Genomic DNA, 19,511 nt, shown 5'->3' with positions numbered 1-19,511 from the left:
GGCAGCATCTATTGATGCTGCCCAGCTGGACTAAAGGACTACAAACCTTTAGTGAAAGTACGTGTGATCACGTCTTGTTGCTGCTCAGGTGTCAGTGCGTTGAAGCGAACTGCGTAGCCCGATACGCGAATTGTTAGCTGAGGGTATTTCTCAGGGTTAACCACCGCATCTTCTAGCATTTCACGATTCATCACGTTCACGTTTAAATGCTGACCACCTTCACGTGCTTCGTTGCTCATGAAGTAACCGTCCATCAGTGATGCAAGGTTTGCGCAGCGACCGCCTTCATCTTTGCCTAGTGCGTTAGGTACGATAGAGAAGGTGTACGAGATACCATCTTGAGCGTGCGAGAATGGTAGTTTGGCAACCGACGTTAGTGATGCAATTGCACCAGACTCGTCACGGCCGTGCATTGGGTTTGCACCTGGAGCAAATGGTGCGCCTGCAGGGCGACCATCTGGCGTGTTACCTGTCTTCTTACCGTAAACCACGTTAGAGGTAATGGTTAAGATAGACTGAGTTGGTACTGCATTGCGGTACATCTTACGGTCACGGATTTTCGCCATGAAACGTTCAACTAGGTCGCAAGCAATGTCATCAACGCGTGGGTCGTTGTTACCATATTTAGGGTAGTCACCTTCGATCTCGAAGTCGATTGCAATACCATCTTCATCACGTACTGGCTTCACTTTGGCGTACTTAATAGCAGATAGTGAGTCAGCAGCGATAGACAGACCAGCAATACCACATGCCATAGTACGGCGAACGTCACGATCATGCAGTGCCATTAGCGCAGACTCATAAGAGTACTTGTCGTGCATGTAGTGGATTGAGTTTAGTGCTGTCACGTATTGGGTTGCTAACCAATCCATTAGCGTGTCTAGACGACCCATAACGTCGTCAAACTCAAGTACGTCAGCAGTGATGATGTCAGACTTAGGCGCGATTTGCTTCTTCATCTTTTCATCAATACCGCCGTTGATGGCGTATAGCATTGTTTTAGCTAGGTTAGCGCGCGCACCAAAGAACTGCATGTGCTTACCCACAACCATAGGGCTTACACAACACGCGATAGCGTAATCGTCAGAGTCGAAGTCTGGACGCATTAGGTCGTCGTTTTCGTACTGGATTGAACTGGTGTCAATCGATACTTTCGCACAGTAGTTTTTGAACGCCTGTGGTAGTTGGTTTGACCAAAGTACCGTGATGTTTGGCTCAGGGCTTGGACCCATGTTGTAAAGTGTGTGTAAGAAACGGAAGCTGTTTTTAGTTACTAGCGTACGACCGTCAACACCCATACCGCCGATAGATTCAGTTGCCCAGATAGGGTCACCAGAGAATAACTCATCATATTCAGGAGTACGTAGGAAGCGAACCATACGTAGCTTCATTACGAAGTGGTCAACCATTTCTTGCGCTTGCTCTTCGGTGATCACACCGTTTTTAAGATCACGCTCAACGTATACGTCTAGGAAGCTAGAAGTTCGGCCAAGTGACATTGCCGCGCCGTTTTGACTCTTAACAGCAGCTAGGTAACCGAAGTAAGTCCATTGAATTGCTTCTTGGGCATTGGTCGCAGGGCCTGAAATGTCGTAGCCGTATGATGCAGCCATTTGCTTCATTTGGCCAAGAGCGCGGTGTTGCTCAGCGATTTCTTCACGTAGTTGGATAACGTTAGATAAGTCTTCACCCGCTTCGAACTGGGCTTGCAGTGAACCAAACTGTGCAAACTTGTCAGCCATTAGGTAGTCAATACCGTATAGCGCGATACGGCGGTAGTCACCAATGATACGACCACGACCGTATGCGTCTGGTAAACCTGTTAGTACACCTGATTTACGGCAAGCCATGATTTCTGGTGTATATACATCAAATACACCTTGGTTATGAGTTTTGCGTAGTTCTGAGTATACGTATTTGATGTCTTGGTCTAGTTCGCGATCGTAAGCTTTGCACGAACCTTCAACCATACGGATACCACCGTTTGGCAGCATAGCACGCTTAAGTGGTGCGTCAGTTTGCAGACCTACGATAGTTTCTAAATCTTTGTTGATGTAGCCTGCATCGTGAGAAGTGATGGTAGAAACTTTGTCTGTGTCGAAATCAACAGGAGCATGAGTGCTGTTCTCTTGCTTGATGCCTTCCATTACTTTGTCCCAAAGGGCAGTAGTGGCGTTGGTTGCATCGGCTAAGAAAGATTCGTCACCTTCATATGGAGTGTAGTTAGCCTGAATAAAGTCACGAACGTTTACTTCTGACTTCCAGTCACCAGCGGCGAAACCTTCCCAAGCTTTAGCAAATACTTCTGTTTGTTTAGTCATCGATTGCTACCTTAATCGTATTTAAACTTAATTGACTGTAGACCATTATCTATAACATGAGTGCCAGATGATACTTATTATAGGTAATTGCTTTAGTCTGCTAATATTTGACCCACAACAATAGATGATTATTGCGGTATCTGAACCTATTTCCAAGTCGGTATTGGTACGAGTCGACTTAGTGAAATTCTTATTTATCAATATTGGTAAGACCAATTTACCCTAAAGATATTAGCATAGCGTTCCACTAAACGCATTGAGAATCGAACTTCGTGTATAAGCAATATACAAAACTGTTACCCAGGTAACAGTTTTCACGCTGCCGATTCCGATTGGTATATTAATTGATTATTCTATGTCCGTTGAATAATGTTTTGAACTCTTTATGTCCGTTTTTAACTTGGTTGTTTAAGGCTTAGTCAATAAGAAAAAGTACATGGAAATATTGGTAAGACCAATTTAACCTGTGTTTTTGTGCCATTTTAATTTTGACGTTTTTCCTATTGCTATAGAAGGTGGGATGAGCGAGTCGATACGAGTGATGTTATGTCTAATACGAGTAAGCAACAGTCAGCCGCTGTTGCTAAAAGCCCTTTAGTTGCCGCTGCCAGTGAATACGGTATTGCAAAAGTCAATAAGCCAGCAAAACAGTCATTTATATTAGCTGTGTTTGCTGGGGTGTTTATTGCAATTGCCTTTATCTTTTATATTTCGGTAACCACAGGTAGCACCATGGGATGGGGCATGACGCGCTTGGTTGGTGGGTTAGCATTTAGCATGGGCTTAATGTTGGTTATTGCTGCTGGGGCTGAGTTGTTCACTAGTACTGTGTTGACTACAGTCGGTTGGGCTCACAATAAGATAACGGTTGCTCAGCAACTGCAATGTTGGACTCGAGTCTACTTTGGCAACATGCTTGGTGCATTCGTCATGGTATGCATGATTTTCGCAGGTGGCTTATTTGCGTTAAATGATGGTCAATGGGGCTTAACCGCACTTAAAATTGCTCAACACAAGTTACATCATACCTGGGGGCAAGCGTTTGTTCTTGGCATAATGTGTAACATGTTAGTGTGTTTGGCGGTATGGATGACATTTGCGACTAAAGATTTATTCACTAAGTGCTTTATCGTAATGTTGCCGGTAGCCATGTTTGTTTGTGCTGGCTTTGAGCACTGTATTGCTAACATGTTTATGATCCCTATGGGGATTGTGATTGCTGAGTTTGCGCCTGAATCATTTTGGTTGGCCGCTAATGTAGAACCTGCGCAATTTAGTGATTTAACCCTGGTCAACTATATTGGTGCTAACCTAATTCCGGTTACCCTAGGTAATATTGTCGGTGGTGCGGTGATTGTTGGTTTAGGCTATTGGCTCGCTGACAATACTGAGTTGCTAGGTGCTAAAGCACAACAAACAAAACAGCAGAGTGGCACGGCAGCCAAAGCTAACGACTAACCGTTTATTATAGGAATATTGCGTACTTTTCTATTGCATTAGACAGGAAATAAAGCTCCCACTTTGGGAGCTTTATTGTTTTTTAGAAGCCATCTCAGTGCTTGTATAGCCGCCGACAGCATTTGAAAATATTGTCAGGCAAACTTAGGTTATGCCTTGTTTAATCCCTATTCTCTAATATTTCTCTTATCTCAGCATTGGTATAACGGCACTTAATTCCAAGCGCTATATTTGAAGTGTCATGTTTTTTGTTCTCACTTAGCCAACGGTTAACTTGTGGCATTGTGCAAGCTGCTAAACTAGAGTCAGGTGCGCTATCTAGTTCGGGGTTTTAGTTGACAATAAAAAAGGCCACCGCGCGATGCGGTGGCCTCACTTTAAAACCGTCAATTTATTTCAAGACGGCTCATTCTGTTAACCGACTGGTGAACTCAGAGCTAAAGCACCATAGCGGCTATCCAACCAAACACCAATAGCGGAATATTAAAGTGGATAAAGGTTGGGATAACACTGTCTCTAATGTGGTCGTGTTGACCGTCGACATTTAAGCCTGCGGTTGGGCCTAGGGTTGAATCAGAAGCTGGTGAGCCCGCATCGCCAAGCGCTGCAGCTGTGCCAACAAGAGCAATGGTCGCAGGGATTGAAAATCCAAAACTGAGGGCGAGTGGCACATAAATGGTGGCGATAATCGGGATGGTAGAGAATGATGAGCCGATACCCATGGTAATCAATAAACCCACTACTAACATCAGCATGGCGGCTAGCGGTTTGTTATCACCGATAAACTCGCCAATTGAGGCCACAAGCGTAGAAACCTCGCCAGTAGATTTTACAACTTCTGCAAAGCCTGCAGCAGCAATCATAATAAAGCCGATATTCGCCATCATGAGAACGCCCTGACTAAACAAGTCCTGGCCAGAAACGTTCTTCAAAATACCAGATAGATTTAAAATGATAAATCCACTTAAGGCACCAAAAATCATTGAGTCTGTTTGTAGCTGTACAACTAAAGTGGCAACAATGGCAGCTACAGAAACCCAAATACTTTTGGTTTCTACAGTAACCTCTTGTTGCTGTTGATCAACTTGTTTTGTTTGGTATTGTCTTGGTTTGCGATAACTAACAAACATCGCAATTAGTAAGCCAGAGACCATGCCAAGTGCTGGAAGCAGCATTGCCTGTGGAATTTGGCTACTTGTCGCTTCAAGTCCATTACTGGTAAGGTTTGCAAGTAAAATATCGTTCAAGAAGATACCGCCAAAACCGATTGGCAAGATCATGTAAGTGGTAACCAGACCAAAGGTTAGCAAACAAGCAATAAGTCTACGGTCGATATTGAGCGCTGAGATCACCAATAATAGTGGCGGAATTAAAATTGGGATGAACGCAATGTGGATTGGTAGCACGTTTTGCGAGCTAACGGCCATGGCTAGAATGGCAAATAGCAAGCTCCAACGCAGCAGGTTAGTATTGGCGCTCGTTGGCTCTTTACCTAGCTTCTTTATTATTGATTGCGAAATTAAGGTGGTTAAACCTGAGTGTGATAAAGCTGCAGCAAAGGCGCCGAGTAGGGCATAACTAAGTGCTATTTGCGCGCCACCACCAAGACCGCTGTTAAATGCAGCGATAGTTTCGTTTAAATTTAAGCCGCCAAATAAACCGGCAGCGACTGCACTAATGGTCAGTGCAATGACCACGTTGACGCGGGCAAAGCTCAAAATGAGCATTAAGCACACCGCAATTACAACTGCATTCATATTTACGCTTCTTATTAGATTTTTGTTAAACGGTTATTTTTGACCTGATTTAATGAGTTTGTCTAGCTCAATAGTGTTATTTCATTAACTTTGAAGCGCTAATTATCAATTCGCTGATAACTTGTAAATAAGCATGACACTCAATGTAAAGCGAGGTTGTAGCTTGGGTGCGTATGTGAACTAAACTCACGGTGTTGTATTTTTCAACGAATAAAACAAAATTCATCGGAAATATCTTACTGCTACTCCAAATTAGTAGTATGGTATGTCACAGTTTTGTTTATACCATGATGTGTATACACTAACTTGAACTATTTAAGCCATTAATGGAGAGTAAAAATGAGCGTATTAGTAGGACGTCCAGCCCCAGATTTCACTGCAGCAGCAGTTCTTGGTAACGGTGAAATCGTTGATAGCTTTAACCTAGCAACAGCGATTAAAGGTAAACCAGCGGTTATTTTCTTCTACCCACTAGATTTCACTTTCGTATGTCCTTCAGAGTTGATCGCATTTGATCACCGTATGGAAGAATTCACTAAGCGCGGCGTTGAAGTAATTGGTGTTTCTATCGACTCACAATTCTCTCACAATGCGTGGCGTAACACTCCTGTTGATAAAGGTGGTATTGGCCAAGTTAAATACACTCTTGTTGCTGACGTTAAGCATGAGATTTGTAAAGCTTACGACGTTGAGCACCCTGAAGCTGGTGTTGCATTCCGTGGCTCTTTCCTAATCGACAAAGAAGGCCAAGTTCGTCACCAAGTAATCAACGATCTACCACTAGGTCGTAACGTTGACGAAATGATTCGTATGGTTGACGCACTTCAATTCCACGAAGAGCATGGTGAAGTTTGTCCAGCGGGCTGGTCAAAAGGTGATGAAGGTATGGACGCAAGCCCAGAAGGTGTTGCTTCTTACCTAAAAGACAACTCAGAAAAGCTTTAATCTGTACCTAGATTAGTTTTACGAGTATTAAAAAAGCTGCCTCCGGGCAGCTTTTTTGTTTTGGTTAGTCGTTTATCTTACCTCGACTATTTAGTCTCGTTGCTCTGTTCTTGAAGGGATTGCTCTTCAAGTGACTGTTCTTCAAGTGACTGTTCTTCCAGGGACACGCATGGCCAGCCACCAAGTGCCTTCCATTTATTAACGATATGACAGAAAAGCTCAGCGGTGCGCTCCGTATCATATAGTGCAGAGTGGGCCTCGCTATTGTCAAAATCAATGCCAGCCATTCTGCAAGCTTTGGCTAATACCGTGTGACCAATTGCAAGACCGGCAAGGGTTGCAGTGTCAAAGCTGGCAAATGGGTGAAATGGCGAACGTTTTAATGAGTTGCGTTCAATGGCTTGATTGACAAAGCCAACATCGAAGGCTGCATTGTGAGCCACAATAATACTGCGGTGACAGTCTGCAGCTTTTTGCGCTTTTTTCACTTCTTTAAAGATTTCTAAAAACGCCTGTTTTTCATCGACCGCACCGCGCAGCGCACTGTATGGGTCGATACCATTAAACGCTAATGCGTCAGGTTCAAGGTTTGCTCCCTCAAACGGCTCGATGTGATAGTGCAGGGTTTTATCAAGCTCAAGCACACCATCTTCATTCATTTTTAATAGGGTGACGGCTATTTCGAGCAGGGCATCTGTTTTAGCGTTAAAACCAGCTGTTTCCACATCGATAACGACGGGGTAGTAGCCACGAAATCGATTCTTAAATTTATTGGTGTCGCAAATGTCAGTCATGCCTGCCGTATCCTATTTTACTGGTCATCGAAACGCTGTGATGACGTTGGTCGGCTATTATGGCGAATCGCCGTGGCGCTGTCATGTTGCTTAGGGTAAATAATCACCAATTAATAGCAGTTTGGTTAAAGGATTTCAGTTTAAGGCCGATAGCTAAAGAGAACTTAGTGATTAGGGGAAGCAATATGTGGCAAAAATGGCTGTTGGCAGCGTCTATTTTGATGTGCTCAAGTGCGCAAGCTGAGCTGCGTCATTATGTTGCATCCCTTGATAACTCAATGTGGAAAATCAGCGAAGACTCACCTGTTGAATGCCAGCTTTCTCACGACATTCCTGGCTATGGTACAGCGATGTTTACCAGTCGCTCTGGTAAAGACATGAATATGTTGTTTACCCTAGATATGTGGCTAAAACCAGATGCGGTCACTCAGGCAAAATTGATTAGCCGTGCACCACAGTGGCGACCAGGTCTAAACTCTCGTGAAATTACCACATTAACTTATCATGAGCAGTTTAACGGTGAAGTGCCGAAGAAAGCTGCTTGGGCCATGCTTAATGAGCTAAGTCAGGGCATGGTACCTACCTTTTACTACGCAGATTGGTACAACCCGTCTTCAAAAGTGGCGGTAGGGATCTCTTCGGCAAACTTTAGCTCTGAATATCATAAGTTTCGTGCTTGCTTAGCAAATCTACTGCCTTATGGTTTTGATGACATTTCTTTTACTGTGCTTAACTATCGCGAAGGTGGCAAAGAGTTGACTCGATACTCGAAAAAGCAGCTAGAGCGAGTAAAGCGTTATTTAGAGCATGACCAAGATGTTGACCTCATCTTGGTTGATGCATACACCGATAGCTATGGTGAACAAGCCGCTAACCAACAGGAATCTGAACTGCGAGCTCAATCCGTAAAAGATATTTTAGTGGCAAGTGGCATTGACCAAACCCGAATTTCGACAACCGGTCACGGTGAGCGTCGCCATGTTGCGGGTAACGCGTTGGCGACAGACAGGCAAATTAACCGCCGTGTTGTCATTAAAATCACTAAAGATATCTAATCACAAGTATCCGCAGATTTAGCCATTTTGTTCACGGCTTTCAGCCTGTAGGCTGCCGATTGATTCGGCAAATATCACTTAAGAGGTATACGGAAGGCTAAACGTAGGCCAACTCTTTATATCGCTGCAATTTTATCGTTATTAGTAGAACGCTCTTGCACATAGTGCAGGGGCGTTTTTATTGATTTGCATTATGAGGTTTAGACTACCCAAGTTACTATAACTTAGGCAAAAAAAAGCCTGCTTAAATAAGCAGGCCGAATAATTTGCAATCAACAAATTGAAGGAAGGAAGTCAAGCATAAGAACCAATAACAACTGATGTATTGGGTTACATCAATCTGGTGTTCTTTGTTCTCAAAAATCTGAAAAACTTGTTTTTGGGAACGAGGTAAATATTAGAGCCTGGGCACTAGTTTGACAAACTAGAAAATTTTCATGTTTGCATTAGTTTTTCTTATGATTAATTGGCTGTGAGTATTATGCTAGTCACTAGAAATTATTATAAGCACTGTGATTTATCATACTTGCACGGAAGATTTGCATTTTTAGTGCATATCTATTCGTATCCCCCATGCTAGCAAGGATAACAAAATGTTAAATTCGGTTTATATGGCATGTTGGCCGAATTAATTTTTATGAAATTATTAAAGAATATAGATTGCATTGGGGATGACTGAGCTGAATATCCTGGTTTGTTGATTGGGTTAGATAAATAAGGGCAAGTACGTGATATTGCAGTTAGGTGCGTTTGGATAGACTAGATACAGCGGAGCTGTTGTGTCTATAAGTTTTAAATGTGCAAACTTATTTAAGGGTGGGCAGGCTGAGCAAAGCGCGAAGTAGTCGTCAACATCGCTATTGTTAAGGTATTGCAGATTAATAATTCTTCACTTAAACCCTACATTGGACGTAATCGGGTATTTTAGTGAGCAAAAGTCGGATTTCAGTGGTCATATTATTCACAAGCCTAGAGTGACTAGGTATAGTAAGCGAAAAATAAATAATAGATTATGCAAACGTTAATGACCTTTAATTGGCCAATTTCCATTTACTATGAAGATACCGACGCTGGCGGTGTTGTTTATCACTCCAATTACCTCAACTTTTTCGAACGGGCGAGAACCGAGTGGTTAAAGTCATTAGCGATTAACCAAACCGAGTTGCTTAAGCAAGATATTGCGTTTGTTGTAAAGCATGCCGATATCGACTTTCGTATCGCCGCCCGTTTTGAGCAATCACTTAGCGTTCGTTCAACACTAACCCAATTAAAGAAAGCATCTATGGTGTTTCATCAACAGTTAATTGATGAGCAAGATAATGTGTATTGCGAAGCAAGCATAACAGTTGCTTGTATCGCCCTTTCAAAAATGCGCCCTAAGGGCATTCCGCAATCAATAGTTCAGGAGTTTAACCGTGCACGCTGATATTTCATTTATTGGTCTTTTCCTTGAAGCGAGCTTGCTCGTGAAATTAGTGATGTTGACCTTGCTCGGTTTATCGATTTTATCTTGGGCTGTGATTATTCAGCGTCGCAAATTGCTCAATCATGCACGTACTCGCTCTGTTAAGTTTGAAGATACCTTTTGGTCTGGTGTTGACTTGAACCGCCTTTATAAAGAGTTAAGTGCCCGCGGTGATAGCGTAACAGGGCTTGAGTCGATGTTTATCGCAGGTTTTAAAGAGTATTCGCGTCTTAGTAAAGTAAACAGTAAAGCGCCTGAAGCGGTAATGGATGGGACATCGCGAGCGATGCGAGTAAGTCTGTCGCGCGAAATTGAAAAAGTTGAGAATAACTTACCTTTACTTGCCACCATCGGTTCAACCAGCCCGTATATTGGCTTGTTTGGAACGGTATGGGGGATCATGAACTCATTTATTGCGTTGGGAGCAGTTGAAAACGCCACACTTGCCATGGTGGCTCCAGGTATTGCTGAGGCCCTAATTGCGACTGCAATGGGCTTATTTGCCGCTATCCCGGCAGTTATTGCCTATAACCGTTTTTCTACTCAAGTTGAAAAGCTTGAAGGTAGCTACGCCAACTTTATGGAAGAGTTTGCCAACATCTTGCAACGTCAGGCTTATGCCGAGAAGGATGCGAGCTAATGTATCAACGTAAACGTCGCCGGCCTGTCGCTGAGATCAACGTTGTACCCTATATCGACGTGATGTTAGTGCTGTTGATCATCTTTATGGTGACCGCGCCGATTGTCTCCCAAGGCGTAAAAGTCGAATTGCCACAAGGCGAGGCAGAGCCACTACCTGCTGAAAGCAAGCCACCCATTGTCGCCTCGATTGATGCCGTTGGTGATTATTTCTTAAACGTGGGCAGTGGTTCTAATTCTGAGCCCATGACACTTGAGTCAATTAGTATCGAGGTTGGCGCTTTGGTCGAGCTAGAGCCCGAGCGCCCAGTTGTGGTTAAAGCTGATAGAAGTATTCCTTACGAGCATGTGATTCAGTTAATGGTGACGTTGCAGGCGTCTGGCGTGCCAGCTGTTGGCTTAATGACAGAATCACCGGAGGAAAACTAAATTGGCTGATAAGTCTAATTTTACCGTTCCTTTAGGTATTTCCGCTGCGGTGCACATTGGAGCAATTGTGGTGTTAGCGCTGGGCGTTAGCTTCGACGATAAGCCAAAACCTATGCCAGTCGCTGCCAGTGCGCCTATCGTAGAGGCGGTAGTGATTGATCAAAAAATGGTGAATCAGCGCGTTGAAGAGCTGAAAAAGCAGCGCGAAGATGCCGCCCGTAAAGAAAAAGCGCGCCAGCAAGAATTAGAGCGCAAGGCGCAAGAAGCCAAAAAAGCGCGTGAGCTTGAGCAGCAAAAGATTAAACAGTTAGAAGCTGAGCGTAAGCGTAAAGAGCAAGAAACTAAAAAAGCTAATGACGCAGCTAAAGCCGCCAAGCTAAAACAGCAGCAAGAGAAAGAAAAAGCCGAAAAGGCTGAGGCGCTCCGTAAGCAAAAAGAACAGGAGAAAAAAGCGGCTGAAGAGGCTGCTAAAAAAGCCGCAGAAAAACGTAAAGCTGAAGAAGCTGCAGCGAAAAAGGCCGAAGAAGAGCGTAAACGTAAAGAAGAGGCTGAGCGTAAACGAAAAGCTGAAGAAGAACGTAAGCGTAAAGAAGCCGCTGCCAAGGCTCAGCGTGAGCAAGAAATGGCTGATGCGTTAGCTGCAGAGCAAGCTGCGCTGTCAAAAGCGCGTCAACGTCAGGTAGTCTCTGAAGTACAAAAGTATCAGGCAATGATCCGCGCAACTATTCAACGTAATCTTGTTGTTGACCCGTCAATGCAAGGTAAGAGTTGCCGAGTGTTTATTCGCCTAGCCAAAGATGGCTTTGTGATTGCGAGTCAAACACTCGATGGCGATCAGGTTGTATGCCGCGCAGCAAAAGCCGCAATTAATAAAGCCGGTAAGCTACCTGTGTCATCTGAAGCTGATGTTTATGAAAAGCTTAAAGAAATCAACCTAACAGTTTCACCAGAATAATTGTTATTTACACAACAGCAGATTGTGATTAGTAAAGGAGTCTTATGAAAAACTTGGCTAAATGGCTAGTGTTCGCATTTGCCATTATTACGCTGCCAGCTCGCGCGGCGTTAGATATTGTCATTACCGAAGGGATTGATGCCGCTAGGCCAATTGCTGTTGTGCCTTTCGTGTGGGAAGGGCAAGGGCCTGCTCCTGAATCTATTTCTGATGTTGTGATGTCAGACTTAGCTCGCAGCGGCACGTTCAAATCACTGGACGTACGCGCATTGCGACAAGCAAACATCGCTACTGTAACCCAGTTTGATGTTGCTCAATGGCAGGGCATTGAAGCAGAAGCGCTAGTTGTCGGCTCGGTTAAACCTTACGGCGCAGATCAATTCCTAGTTAAATTTGAGTTGATCGATTTAGTTAAAGCGCAATTTGATGCAATGAAAGGTCCAGCTAATAAAGATGCTTATCTTTTAGAAAATCGTGAGACGGTGATTAGTGCGAATCAATTTCGTCAGTACAGCCATCGTATAAGCGATATCGTGTATGAAAAGCTTACCGGTATTCGCGGCGCGTTTTTAACCCGTATTGCTTATGTTGTAGTTAAGCCAGAGCAAAAATCGCCGTACCATCTTATGATCGCTGACTATGATGGTTACAACGAGCAAATGTTATTACGCTCGCCAGAGCCGTTAATGTCACCTACCTGGTCACCAGATGGTCGCCGCTTAGCTTATGTAAGCTTTGAAAACCGAAAAGCTGAGATTTTTGTGCAAGATATTTATACTCAGCAGCGTATAAAGGTAAGTAGTTTTGATGGTATTAATGGTGCGCCAAGTTTCTCTCCTGATGGTAAGAAACTAGCAGTCACGTTATCAAAAGACGGTCAGCCTGAGATTTATGTTATCGACATCGCTACCAAGGCGATCAAGCGTGTGACCAACCATTATGCTATTGATACTGAGCCATCGTGGTTCCCTGATGGCAAGTCACTGTTATTTACCTCTGAGCGTGGTGGTCGCCCGCAAATTTATAAGGTGGACTTGCAGACCAATAAAGTCAGACGCATGACCTTTGAAGGCGAATGGAACTTAGGTGGCTCAATTACCCCTGATGGCCGGAGCATGATATTTGTGAATCGCACTAACGGAAAGTTCCATATTGCGCGTATGGATTTGGCTACCCGCTTCATGCAAGTTTTATCGTCAACCCAATTAGATGAATCTCCAAGTGTTGCGCCAAATGGCACTATGGTGATTTATGGCACGACGCACAATGGTCAGCAAGTGCTGGCAGCAGTTTCTATGGATGGTAGATTTAAGGCTAGGTTGCCTGTCGGACAAGGCGCGGTTAAATCACCGGCTTGGTCTCCATTTTTATAATTTTATCGACAAGGATTTATGATGGATCTGAATAAACTATTTAAAGCAATGGTAATTGCTGTACCTTTATTCGCATTAGGTGCATGTAGCTCGACTTCTGACTCTGAAACTGAGTCAAGTAGCTCTACTTCTTCTTCACAAACATCAGGTCAATCTGGTGAGTATGCTAACGGTGGTGTTGAAACAGGTGGCGTGGCCCCCGTACTTTCACCAGTTGAGCAGCAACGTTTAAAAGAGCAAGAACTGCGCCGCGAGAACATTATCTACTTTGACTTCGACCGCAGTGAAGTACAGACCAAGAACGCTGAGATTTTACAAGCGCACGGTAACTATCTAGTAGAAAACCCAAATGTTCGCGTATTGATTGAAGGCCACGCAGATGAGCGCGGTACGCCAGAGTACAATATTGCACTTGGTGAGCGCCGTGCGAAAGCGATTGCGAAGTACCTACAATCTATGGGTGTACAACCTAGCCAAATGAGCTTTGTAAGCTACGGTGAAGAAAAACCACTGGATTTTTCTCGTACCGAAAGTGGTTTTGCTAAAAACCGTCGTGGTGTTTTAGTTTACTAGTCAATTATTACCAGCAACCACTGAATGTGGGTTAGGAGTGTCGGGATGAAACGTACGATTTTAACGGCTGCATTGCTATCAGTAATGTCAGGGGCAATGGCAGCACCAGCACCAGTAGAAGAAATTGGTGGCGGTGCTACAGGCTCAAGCCAGGATCGTATTGCTAAGCTTGAGCGTATTTTGAAGGCGAAGCAACAAAATGAATTTGATATGCAGCGACGTTTGGACCAATTGCAAAACGAAGTGTTAGAACTTCGTGGTCTAGCTGAGCAACAACAGTATCAGATGGATCAAATGCTGCAGCGTCAGCGTCAGCTATATGATGATATTGCTAAGTTAAGTACTCAACCTGCCGCTTCTATACCGTCTCCAACAACGTCTGTAGATACACCGACTTCGAGCTTAGGTGAGACCGCAAGCTATGAAGCTGCTGTAAACCTCGTATTGAAAGAGCGCAAGTATGAGGAGGCGATCCCAGCCTTCAGTCAGTTTATTGCGCAATACCCGCAATCAAGTTATGCACCAAACGCAAATTATTGGTTAGGGCAGCTATTATATAACAAAGGTTCGTTGGACGAGGCTAAAGCGGCATTTGTGATTGTGGTTGATAAATATCCCCAGTCAAGCAAGCGTGGCGATAGCTTAGTTAAGCTAGGAATGATTGCTGAGAAGCAAAATGACAAAGCTGGTGCCAGTGCTTTATATAACTCAGTTTTAAAAGAGTACCCTAATAGCGCTTCGGCTAGACTTGCAAAGCAGCAATTATCTAGTCTTTAATCAGTTTTATATCAAGAAACAGCCGCTTAGATCGTTTTTCATGCAAACGGCAAAAAATTGGGAATTTGCACTTGCATGAGGAAATGAAAACGGTATTATAAGCGCCCTCAGCACACAGCGGTGTTGAGGGCAGCAAATGTTGCTTCAATAGGTGTCACTGTTTCACACTTCTTAAGTTGTCATAGTTACTCCAGAATCAAACTTAGTCTGATTCAAAACTAGATGGGCGTTAGCTCAGTTGGTCTTTGAGATTGACAGTTGGCTTTTGCTTCAGAATTCAAGTTTACTTGATTCAAAACCTAGATGGGTCGTTAGCTCAGTTGGTAGAGCAGTTGGCTTTTAACCAATTGGTCGAAGGTTCGAATCCTTCACGACCCACCACTTTATCTGTGAGTGTTGCCAGTTTGGCGAGAATTCAGAAACAAACCTAGATGGGTCGTTAGCTCAGTTGGTAGAGCAGTTGGCTTTTAACCAATTGGTCGAAGGTTCGAATCCTTCACGACCCACCACTTTATCTGTGAGTGTTGCCAGTTTGGCGAGAGTTCAGAAACAAACCTAGATGGGTCGTTAGCTCAGTTGGTCTTTGAGATTGACAGTTGGCTATTGTTCCAGAATTCAAGTTTACTTGATTCAAAACTAGATGGGTCGTTAGCTCAGTTGGTAGAGCAGTTGGCTTTTAACCAATTGGTCGAAGGTTCGAATCCTTCACGACCCACCACTTTTCTGAGAGTGTCGCCCGTTTGGCGAAAATACAGAAAACTCAAGTTCGCTTGATTCAAAAGCTCGATGGGTCATTAGCTCAGTTGGTCGTTTGATACAGACAGTTGGCTTTTGCTCCAGAATTCAAGTCTGCTTGATTCAAAACTAGATGGGTCGTTAGCTCAGTTGGTCTTTTTAGATAGACAGTTGGCTTTTGTTCCAGAATTCAAGTTTACTTGATTCAAAATTAGATGGGTCGTTAGCTCAGTTGGTAGAGCAGTTGGCTTTTAACCAATTGGTCGAAGGTTCGAATCCTTCACGACCCACCACTCTTCAAGCACATTTACCTGCTGTAAATCCCCTTTTAATATCTATCTAATAAATGACTAAACAACTAGTTGTTATACACTTTTGTCTAATAGACCTATTGCTAATGTAAACAGTTCGTTAAATGTTCCATATTGTTGTGTGCTTTACACTAACAATAACTGGGGACACAAGGATGAAATATTCAACACTGAGTGTAGCAATTGGCTCTGCATTACTTCTTTGTTCGGGAGCGAGTGTAGCCGATACTGAAATGACTTTTGGTGGCTATGTTAAAGCTGATGTCATGTTTAGCAGCTATGGTAACGGTGCGCCTGATTCCGGGCAGCTTTCAAGACAGTTTTACGTGCCTGGCACCATATACGGCAGCGAAGGCAATGGTAAGCAAGTTGTCGATTTTCAGGCCCGAGAATCTCGATTTAACTTTAAAACTGTGACTGACGTAGATGGACACACATTAACAGGCTTTATTGAGCTTGATTTTATGACTCATTCTGACGGTAATGAGCGGGTTTCTAATAGTTACTCACCCCGTATTCGTCATGCGTTTGTCAGTTACGACAACTGGACTATCGGTCAAACCTGGTCGACCTTCCAAAATCCAGGAGCCTTGCCTGAAAATTTAGATTTTGTGGGGGCAGCTGATGGTGCGGTATTCGTTCGTCAAAGCATGATCCGTTATACCAATGGTAACTGGCAATTTGCGGTTGAAAACCCTGAGACCACTGTAACACCCAATGGTGGCGGCACACGTATAACAAGTGGCAGTGGCATTGTGCCTGATGTCGTCGCTCGTTATAACTTGAAAACTGATAGCGGTGCAAAAGTATCGTTCTCAGGTATTGTTCGTCAGCTTAATGTTGACAATGCCACTATTGATTCAACAGAAATGGCTTACGGCGCAAGTGTTGCTGGTATGATCCCTGTGGGCGGTGATGACATCAAGTTCTCAGCAACTTACGGCACTGGGCTAGGTCGTTATGTGGCACTGAATTATGCCAACGGCGGCGTTATTAACGATAAAGGTGAAATCGAAGCTATTACCTCATTAGCAGGTTATGCTTCTTATCGTCACTGGTGGACCGATAAATGGCGCTCAAGCTTCACTTTATCTGGCTTTAAAGCGGATAACGAAGTCGCGTTTACTGGCGGTGGCGTTAATAAAACGGCATATTCTGGCTACATTAATCTACTATATTCACCATCTAAACCTCTGACATTTGGTGTCGAGTATATGCATGCGCTTAACGAGCGTGAAGATGGCAGTGACGGCGATTTAAATCGTATTATGTTCTCAGCCAAATACGTACTGTAAATACAAAGCAGTACTTGTGATTCCCTGAGCTAAAAAGGCTAAGGGAACGGAAAGCAAAAACCACCTCATGTAAGGTGGTTTTTGTTTGTATTGAGATACTAAGAGCTTATAAAAATTATTCTGATACTTTGTTGCTTGAAGGGCGCAGACGATGGAATTCACTTTGCGGGTAGTAGCCTGGACGCTGCTTACTATTTGCCAGCTTATAAGCTGCATTAAAGTAGATATTGAGATCTTGAATCGCGCCAGATAAATCCCAGTCGTCACGATATTCGTCACATACATTGTGATAGCAGCCTTTCATTATCTCTAACATACGCGCTTTATATTGAGCGGATGCTTCATCAAGTGGTGTACTACCGCTGCCCGCAAATACTGCTGGGACACCTTTTTTGGCGAAACTAAACTGGTCTGAACGGAAAAATCCACCTGATTCAGGGCGTGACTCTCTCAACGCTTTACGTCCTTGCGCCTCAACTTCAGTGATCAGCAACTGCTCAAGCTCTGACTGACCTTTACCAATAATGGTGTAATCTTTGGTTTTCCCATAGATGTTTGTGCTATCAACGTTAAATACCGCGATAGTATCGTCAATTGGGTAGATAGGGTTATCGGCATAATAGCGTGATCCAAGCAAGCCTTGCTCTTCACCCGTGGTGGCGATAAAGGTCACAGAGCGTTGATTGGCACCTCCTTTGTCAGCTTGCTCGGCAAACATGCGTGCAATCTCCATTATTCCCGCTGTGCCTGAAGCGTTGTCGAGGGCGCCGTTGTATATATTATCGCCTTGCTTGTTGGTATCTTTACCTAGGTGATCCCAGTGGGCGGTAAACATAATATGCTCATTAGCTTTGCTTGAACCGGGTAGGGTAGCTACTACGTTGTAGCTGTCTGAGTAGCTTGTTTTATTGCCAAAAGCGATATTTGCTCTTTGCTTTAGTAGTAAGTTTAACGGGCCACTTGCAGCTCTGTCGGCAACATTAGTCAGGTTATGACCGCTAGCGGTAAATAGCTCATTTGCTAGATCTTTTGTCATCCAACCTTCAACCATTACTCGGTTGTTTTCGCTATTTTTGGCAGACGCCAAATCTTGTTGCGGTCCAGTCCAGCTATTTTCCACCACGCTCCAAGGGTAAGACGCAGGCTTAGTATCATGAATAATAATGGCACCAAGCGCGCCTTGACGGCTCGCTTCTTCAAATTTGTAACTCCAGCGGCCATAGTAAGTCATGGCTTTGCCATTGAATTTTTGCGACTCTGGGTGAGCAAATCCTGGGTCATTGATTAAAATAACCGCTATTTTTCCTCTCATATCAATATCTTGATAATCGTTCCATTGATACTCGGGGGCATTGATACCATAACCAACAAAGACCAATGGTGCTTGCTTGATGTCTATTGCCTTAGTGTCGTGGCGAGTGTTTAAAACGATATCGTCACGGTAGTTAGCTATGACATCATTAAAGCTAATGGTTTGTTGCTCGCTAGCGGTGTAACTCACCATAGGCACAGCTTGTAGGTAGCTGCCGTTATTTGCACCTTGTAATCCCATTTCTTTAAAAGCGGCACTCAGGTAGTCAAGAGTGAGCTTTTCGCCTTTTGTTGTCGGCGCTCGACCCTCAAACTCATCAGAGGCAAGGGTTTTTATATCTTGGCGAAAACGAGATTCATTAAATGAGACTTGAATACTCGGTGCAGGTTTAGCTTCGATTGATAAAGAAGGTTGCTCATCGTTGCAACCAGTGGCTAATGCACACAATGTGAGTGCGAAAATTGGAGCCCGATATGTCATGGTCACCCTTAGTGTTGTTTTTCTTGTTGTCAGCGATATAGTCGCCTATCTGCATTGCAATAAAAAGCCAAAAACTATTTGAAGTTGTTACCAAATATAAGTGTATAGCAGTATGTGCTAATGAATGATTTTATGTTTGATAGCGGTTTTGATTCAGCTATTGTTTTAGGCGCTGAATTTGCCGGCTGTGAGCCGTTGAATAAGCCAAAGATTGTTTTTGCGGGATGTTTGATTGTTGAGTTCTAATAATGTCTTTTTATTGCAGGCATATCGACCGTAACTAGCCAGTCATATGTGCGCTCTGTGTGGTAGGTGCTTAGTTACTGTAAGGTACAAAAAAGGCGTTGCTCTATAGAGCCACGCCTTTTCAAATACAGGGCGATGCTAAACTATTTTTAGTAAGCCTAACTCACGTTCACTCTTTAAGATTTTGAAGCCTTGCTTCATAAAGTTGAATTTGTCGTTGCTTGGTAGCAATTCGAGTGAACCCAGAAGTTGTTCAAATGCGTTATCAATGGCGAGTTGGTCACGCTCTTTCAAATGATTAAACACTAACGGCCTGAGTACCATGGTAAATATACCGGAAATATCATCCCAGCGTTGTTCGTTAATCGCTCTAAAGTTACGCATTAACTCTCGTGTACATAGTGCGGCGAGAATTTCATTTTTGTCTCTAAAATGCTGGTAGCACGACGCACGTGATAAGCCACATGCTCTTGGTATATCAGACATCGAGAAGTTGATGATCCCGTGTTGCTTAATCAGCTCATCTGCTGCGTGAAGTAATTTCTCTTCAGTTGTCATTTTATCCCCCGATAAACTTAAGCAACACAATAT

General features: G+C 43.7%; 17 protein-coding genes and 4 tRNA genes. 16 read left to right on the top strand and 5 right to left on the bottom strand.

Going from position 1 to position 19,511, the window contains the following annotated elements; translation table 11 throughout:
• Positions 1-38 precede the first annotated feature (38 nt).
• Positions 39-2,321, bottom strand: coding sequence for a formate C-acetyltransferase (gene pflB / locus G3R49_RS18050; RefSeq protein ID WP_130602391.1), 2,283 nt, complete (start codon positions 2,319-2,321; stop codon positions 39-41).
• Positions 2,322-2,867: 546 nt separating this feature from the next.
• Here pflB and focA point away from each other — a divergent pair.
• The gene (gene focA / locus G3R49_RS18045; RefSeq protein WP_167870593.1) at positions 2,868-3,779 is read left to right on the top strand and encodes a formate transporter FocA; all 912 of its coding nucleotides are present in this window, start codon (positions 2,868-2,870) and stop codon (positions 3,777-3,779) included.
• Between the two features lie 437 nt (positions 3,780-4,216).
• On the opposite strand, the gene G3R49_RS18040 is transcribed toward focA, so the two are convergent.
• Positions 4,217-5,536 (bottom strand): Na+/H+ antiporter family protein, encoded by a 1,320-nt coding sequence (locus tag G3R49_RS18040; RefSeq protein ID WP_167870592.1) that lies wholly within the window; start codon positions 5,534-5,536, stop codon positions 4,217-4,219.
• Between the two features lie 339 nt (positions 5,537-5,875).
• Between G3R49_RS18040 and G3R49_RS18035 the strand changes: the two genes are divergently transcribed.
• Complete coding sequence (locus G3R49_RS18035) at positions 5,876-6,481, top strand: peroxiredoxin (protein ID WP_130602397.1); 606 nt, start codon at positions 5,876-5,878, stop codon at positions 6,479-6,481.
• Between the two features lie 86 nt (positions 6,482-6,567).
• On the opposite strand, the gene rnt is transcribed toward G3R49_RS18035, so the two are convergent.
• On the bottom strand, positions 6,568-7,275 hold the full coding sequence (gene rnt / locus G3R49_RS18030; protein WP_167870591.1) for a ribonuclease T: 708 nt from the start codon (positions 7,273-7,275) through the stop codon (positions 6,568-6,570).
• Positions 7,276-7,460: 185 nt separating this feature from the next.
• On the opposite strand from rnt, the gene G3R49_RS18025 reads away from it, so the two are divergent.
• From G3R49_RS18025 to G3R49_RS17965, 13 genes are all read left to right on the top strand, one after another.
• Entirely contained in the window at positions 7,461-8,330 is an 870-nt protein-coding gene (locus tag G3R49_RS18025) for an OmpA family protein (RefSeq protein ID WP_130602401.1), read from the top strand.
• Between the two features lie 1,024 nt (positions 8,331-9,354).
• Complete coding sequence (ybgC, locus tag G3R49_RS18020; RefSeq protein WP_130602403.1) at positions 9,355-9,756, top strand: tol-pal system-associated acyl-CoA thioesterase; 402 nt, start codon at positions 9,355-9,357, stop codon at positions 9,754-9,756.
• The gene (gene tolQ / locus G3R49_RS18015; protein WP_130602405.1) at positions 9,746-10,435 is read left to right on the top strand and encodes a protein TolQ; all 690 of its coding nucleotides are present in this window, start codon (positions 9,746-9,748) and stop codon (positions 10,433-10,435) included. The genes ybgC and tolQ overlap by 11 nt, the downstream gene beginning before the upstream one ends.
• Positions 10,435-10,863: a protein TolR gene (gene tolR / locus G3R49_RS18010; RefSeq protein ID WP_130602407.1), complete on the top strand. Its 429-nt coding sequence runs from the start codon at positions 10,435-10,437 to the stop codon at positions 10,861-10,863. Before tolQ ends, tolR begins: the two co-directional genes overlap by 1 nt.
• Before the next feature lies 1 nt (position 10,864).
• Positions 10,865-11,818 (top strand): cell envelope integrity protein TolA, encoded by a 954-nt coding sequence (gene tolA / locus G3R49_RS18005; RefSeq protein ID WP_167870590.1) that lies wholly within the window; start codon positions 10,865-10,867, stop codon positions 11,816-11,818.
• A 44-nt stretch (positions 11,819-11,862) separates the two neighbouring features.
• The gene (tolB, locus tag G3R49_RS18000; protein WP_167870589.1) at positions 11,863-13,191 is read left to right on the top strand and encodes a Tol-Pal system beta propeller repeat protein TolB; all 1,329 of its coding nucleotides are present in this window, start codon (positions 11,863-11,865) and stop codon (positions 13,189-13,191) included.
• 21 nt (positions 13,192-13,212) lie between these two features.
• Entirely contained in the window at positions 13,213-13,764 is a 552-nt protein-coding gene (gene pal / locus G3R49_RS17995; protein WP_130602413.1) for a peptidoglycan-associated lipoprotein Pal, read from the top strand.
• A 45-nt stretch (positions 13,765-13,809) separates the two neighbouring features.
• Positions 13,810-14,541 (top strand): tol-pal system protein YbgF, encoded by a 732-nt coding sequence (ybgF, locus tag G3R49_RS17990; RefSeq protein ID WP_167870588.1) that lies wholly within the window; start codon positions 13,810-13,812, stop codon positions 14,539-14,541.
• Between the two features lie 305 nt (positions 14,542-14,846).
• Positions 14,847-14,922: transfer RNA gene (locus G3R49_RS17985), tRNA-Lys, on the top strand.
• Between the two features lie 52 nt (positions 14,923-14,974).
• Positions 14,975-15,050 (top strand) — tRNA-Lys (locus G3R49_RS17980).
• Between the two features lie 133 nt (positions 15,051-15,183).
• Positions 15,184-15,259, top strand: a tRNA-Lys gene (locus G3R49_RS17975).
• Positions 15,260-15,493: 234 nt separating this feature from the next.
• A tRNA-Lys gene (locus G3R49_RS17970) sits at positions 15,494-15,569 on the top strand.
• Positions 15,570-15,742: 173 nt separating this feature from the next.
• The gene (locus tag G3R49_RS17965; RefSeq protein WP_167870587.1) at positions 15,743-16,882 is read left to right on the top strand and encodes a DcaP family trimeric outer membrane transporter; all 1,140 of its coding nucleotides are present in this window, start codon (positions 15,743-15,745) and stop codon (positions 16,880-16,882) included.
• Positions 16,883-16,997: 115 nt separating this feature from the next.
• Here the strand turns inward: G3R49_RS17965 and G3R49_RS17960 are convergent, their stop codons facing one another.
• A complete protein-coding gene (locus tag G3R49_RS17960; protein WP_167870586.1) occupies positions 16,998-18,674 on the bottom strand; it encodes a M28 family metallopeptidase in 1,677 nt (558 codons plus the stop codon).
• Between the two features lie 120 nt (positions 18,675-18,794).
• Here G3R49_RS17960 and G3R49_RS20265 point away from each other — a divergent pair, with 120 nt between their 5' ends.
• The gene (locus G3R49_RS20265; RefSeq protein ID WP_278044721.1) at positions 18,795-18,920 is read left to right on the top strand and encodes a hypothetical protein; all 126 of its coding nucleotides are present in this window, start codon (positions 18,795-18,797) and stop codon (positions 18,918-18,920) included.
• 138 nt (positions 18,921-19,058) lie between these two features.
• Here G3R49_RS20265 and G3R49_RS17955 read toward each other — a convergent pair whose 3' ends face one another.
• Positions 19,059-19,478 carry a TetR/AcrR family transcriptional regulator gene (locus G3R49_RS17955; protein ID WP_130602421.1) on the bottom strand — a complete coding sequence of 140 codons (420 nt, stop codon included), beginning with the start codon at positions 19,476-19,478 and terminating at the stop codon, positions 19,059-19,061.
• Positions 19,479-19,511: the final 33 nt, after the last annotated feature.

This window comes from Shewanella sp. WXL01 (assembly GCF_012263345.1).
In the GTDB taxonomy this organism is placed as follows: domain Bacteria; phylum Pseudomonadota; class Gammaproteobacteria; order Enterobacterales; family Shewanellaceae; genus Shewanella; species Shewanella maritima.
This window is presented reverse-complemented; position numbering and strand designations above follow the sequence as displayed.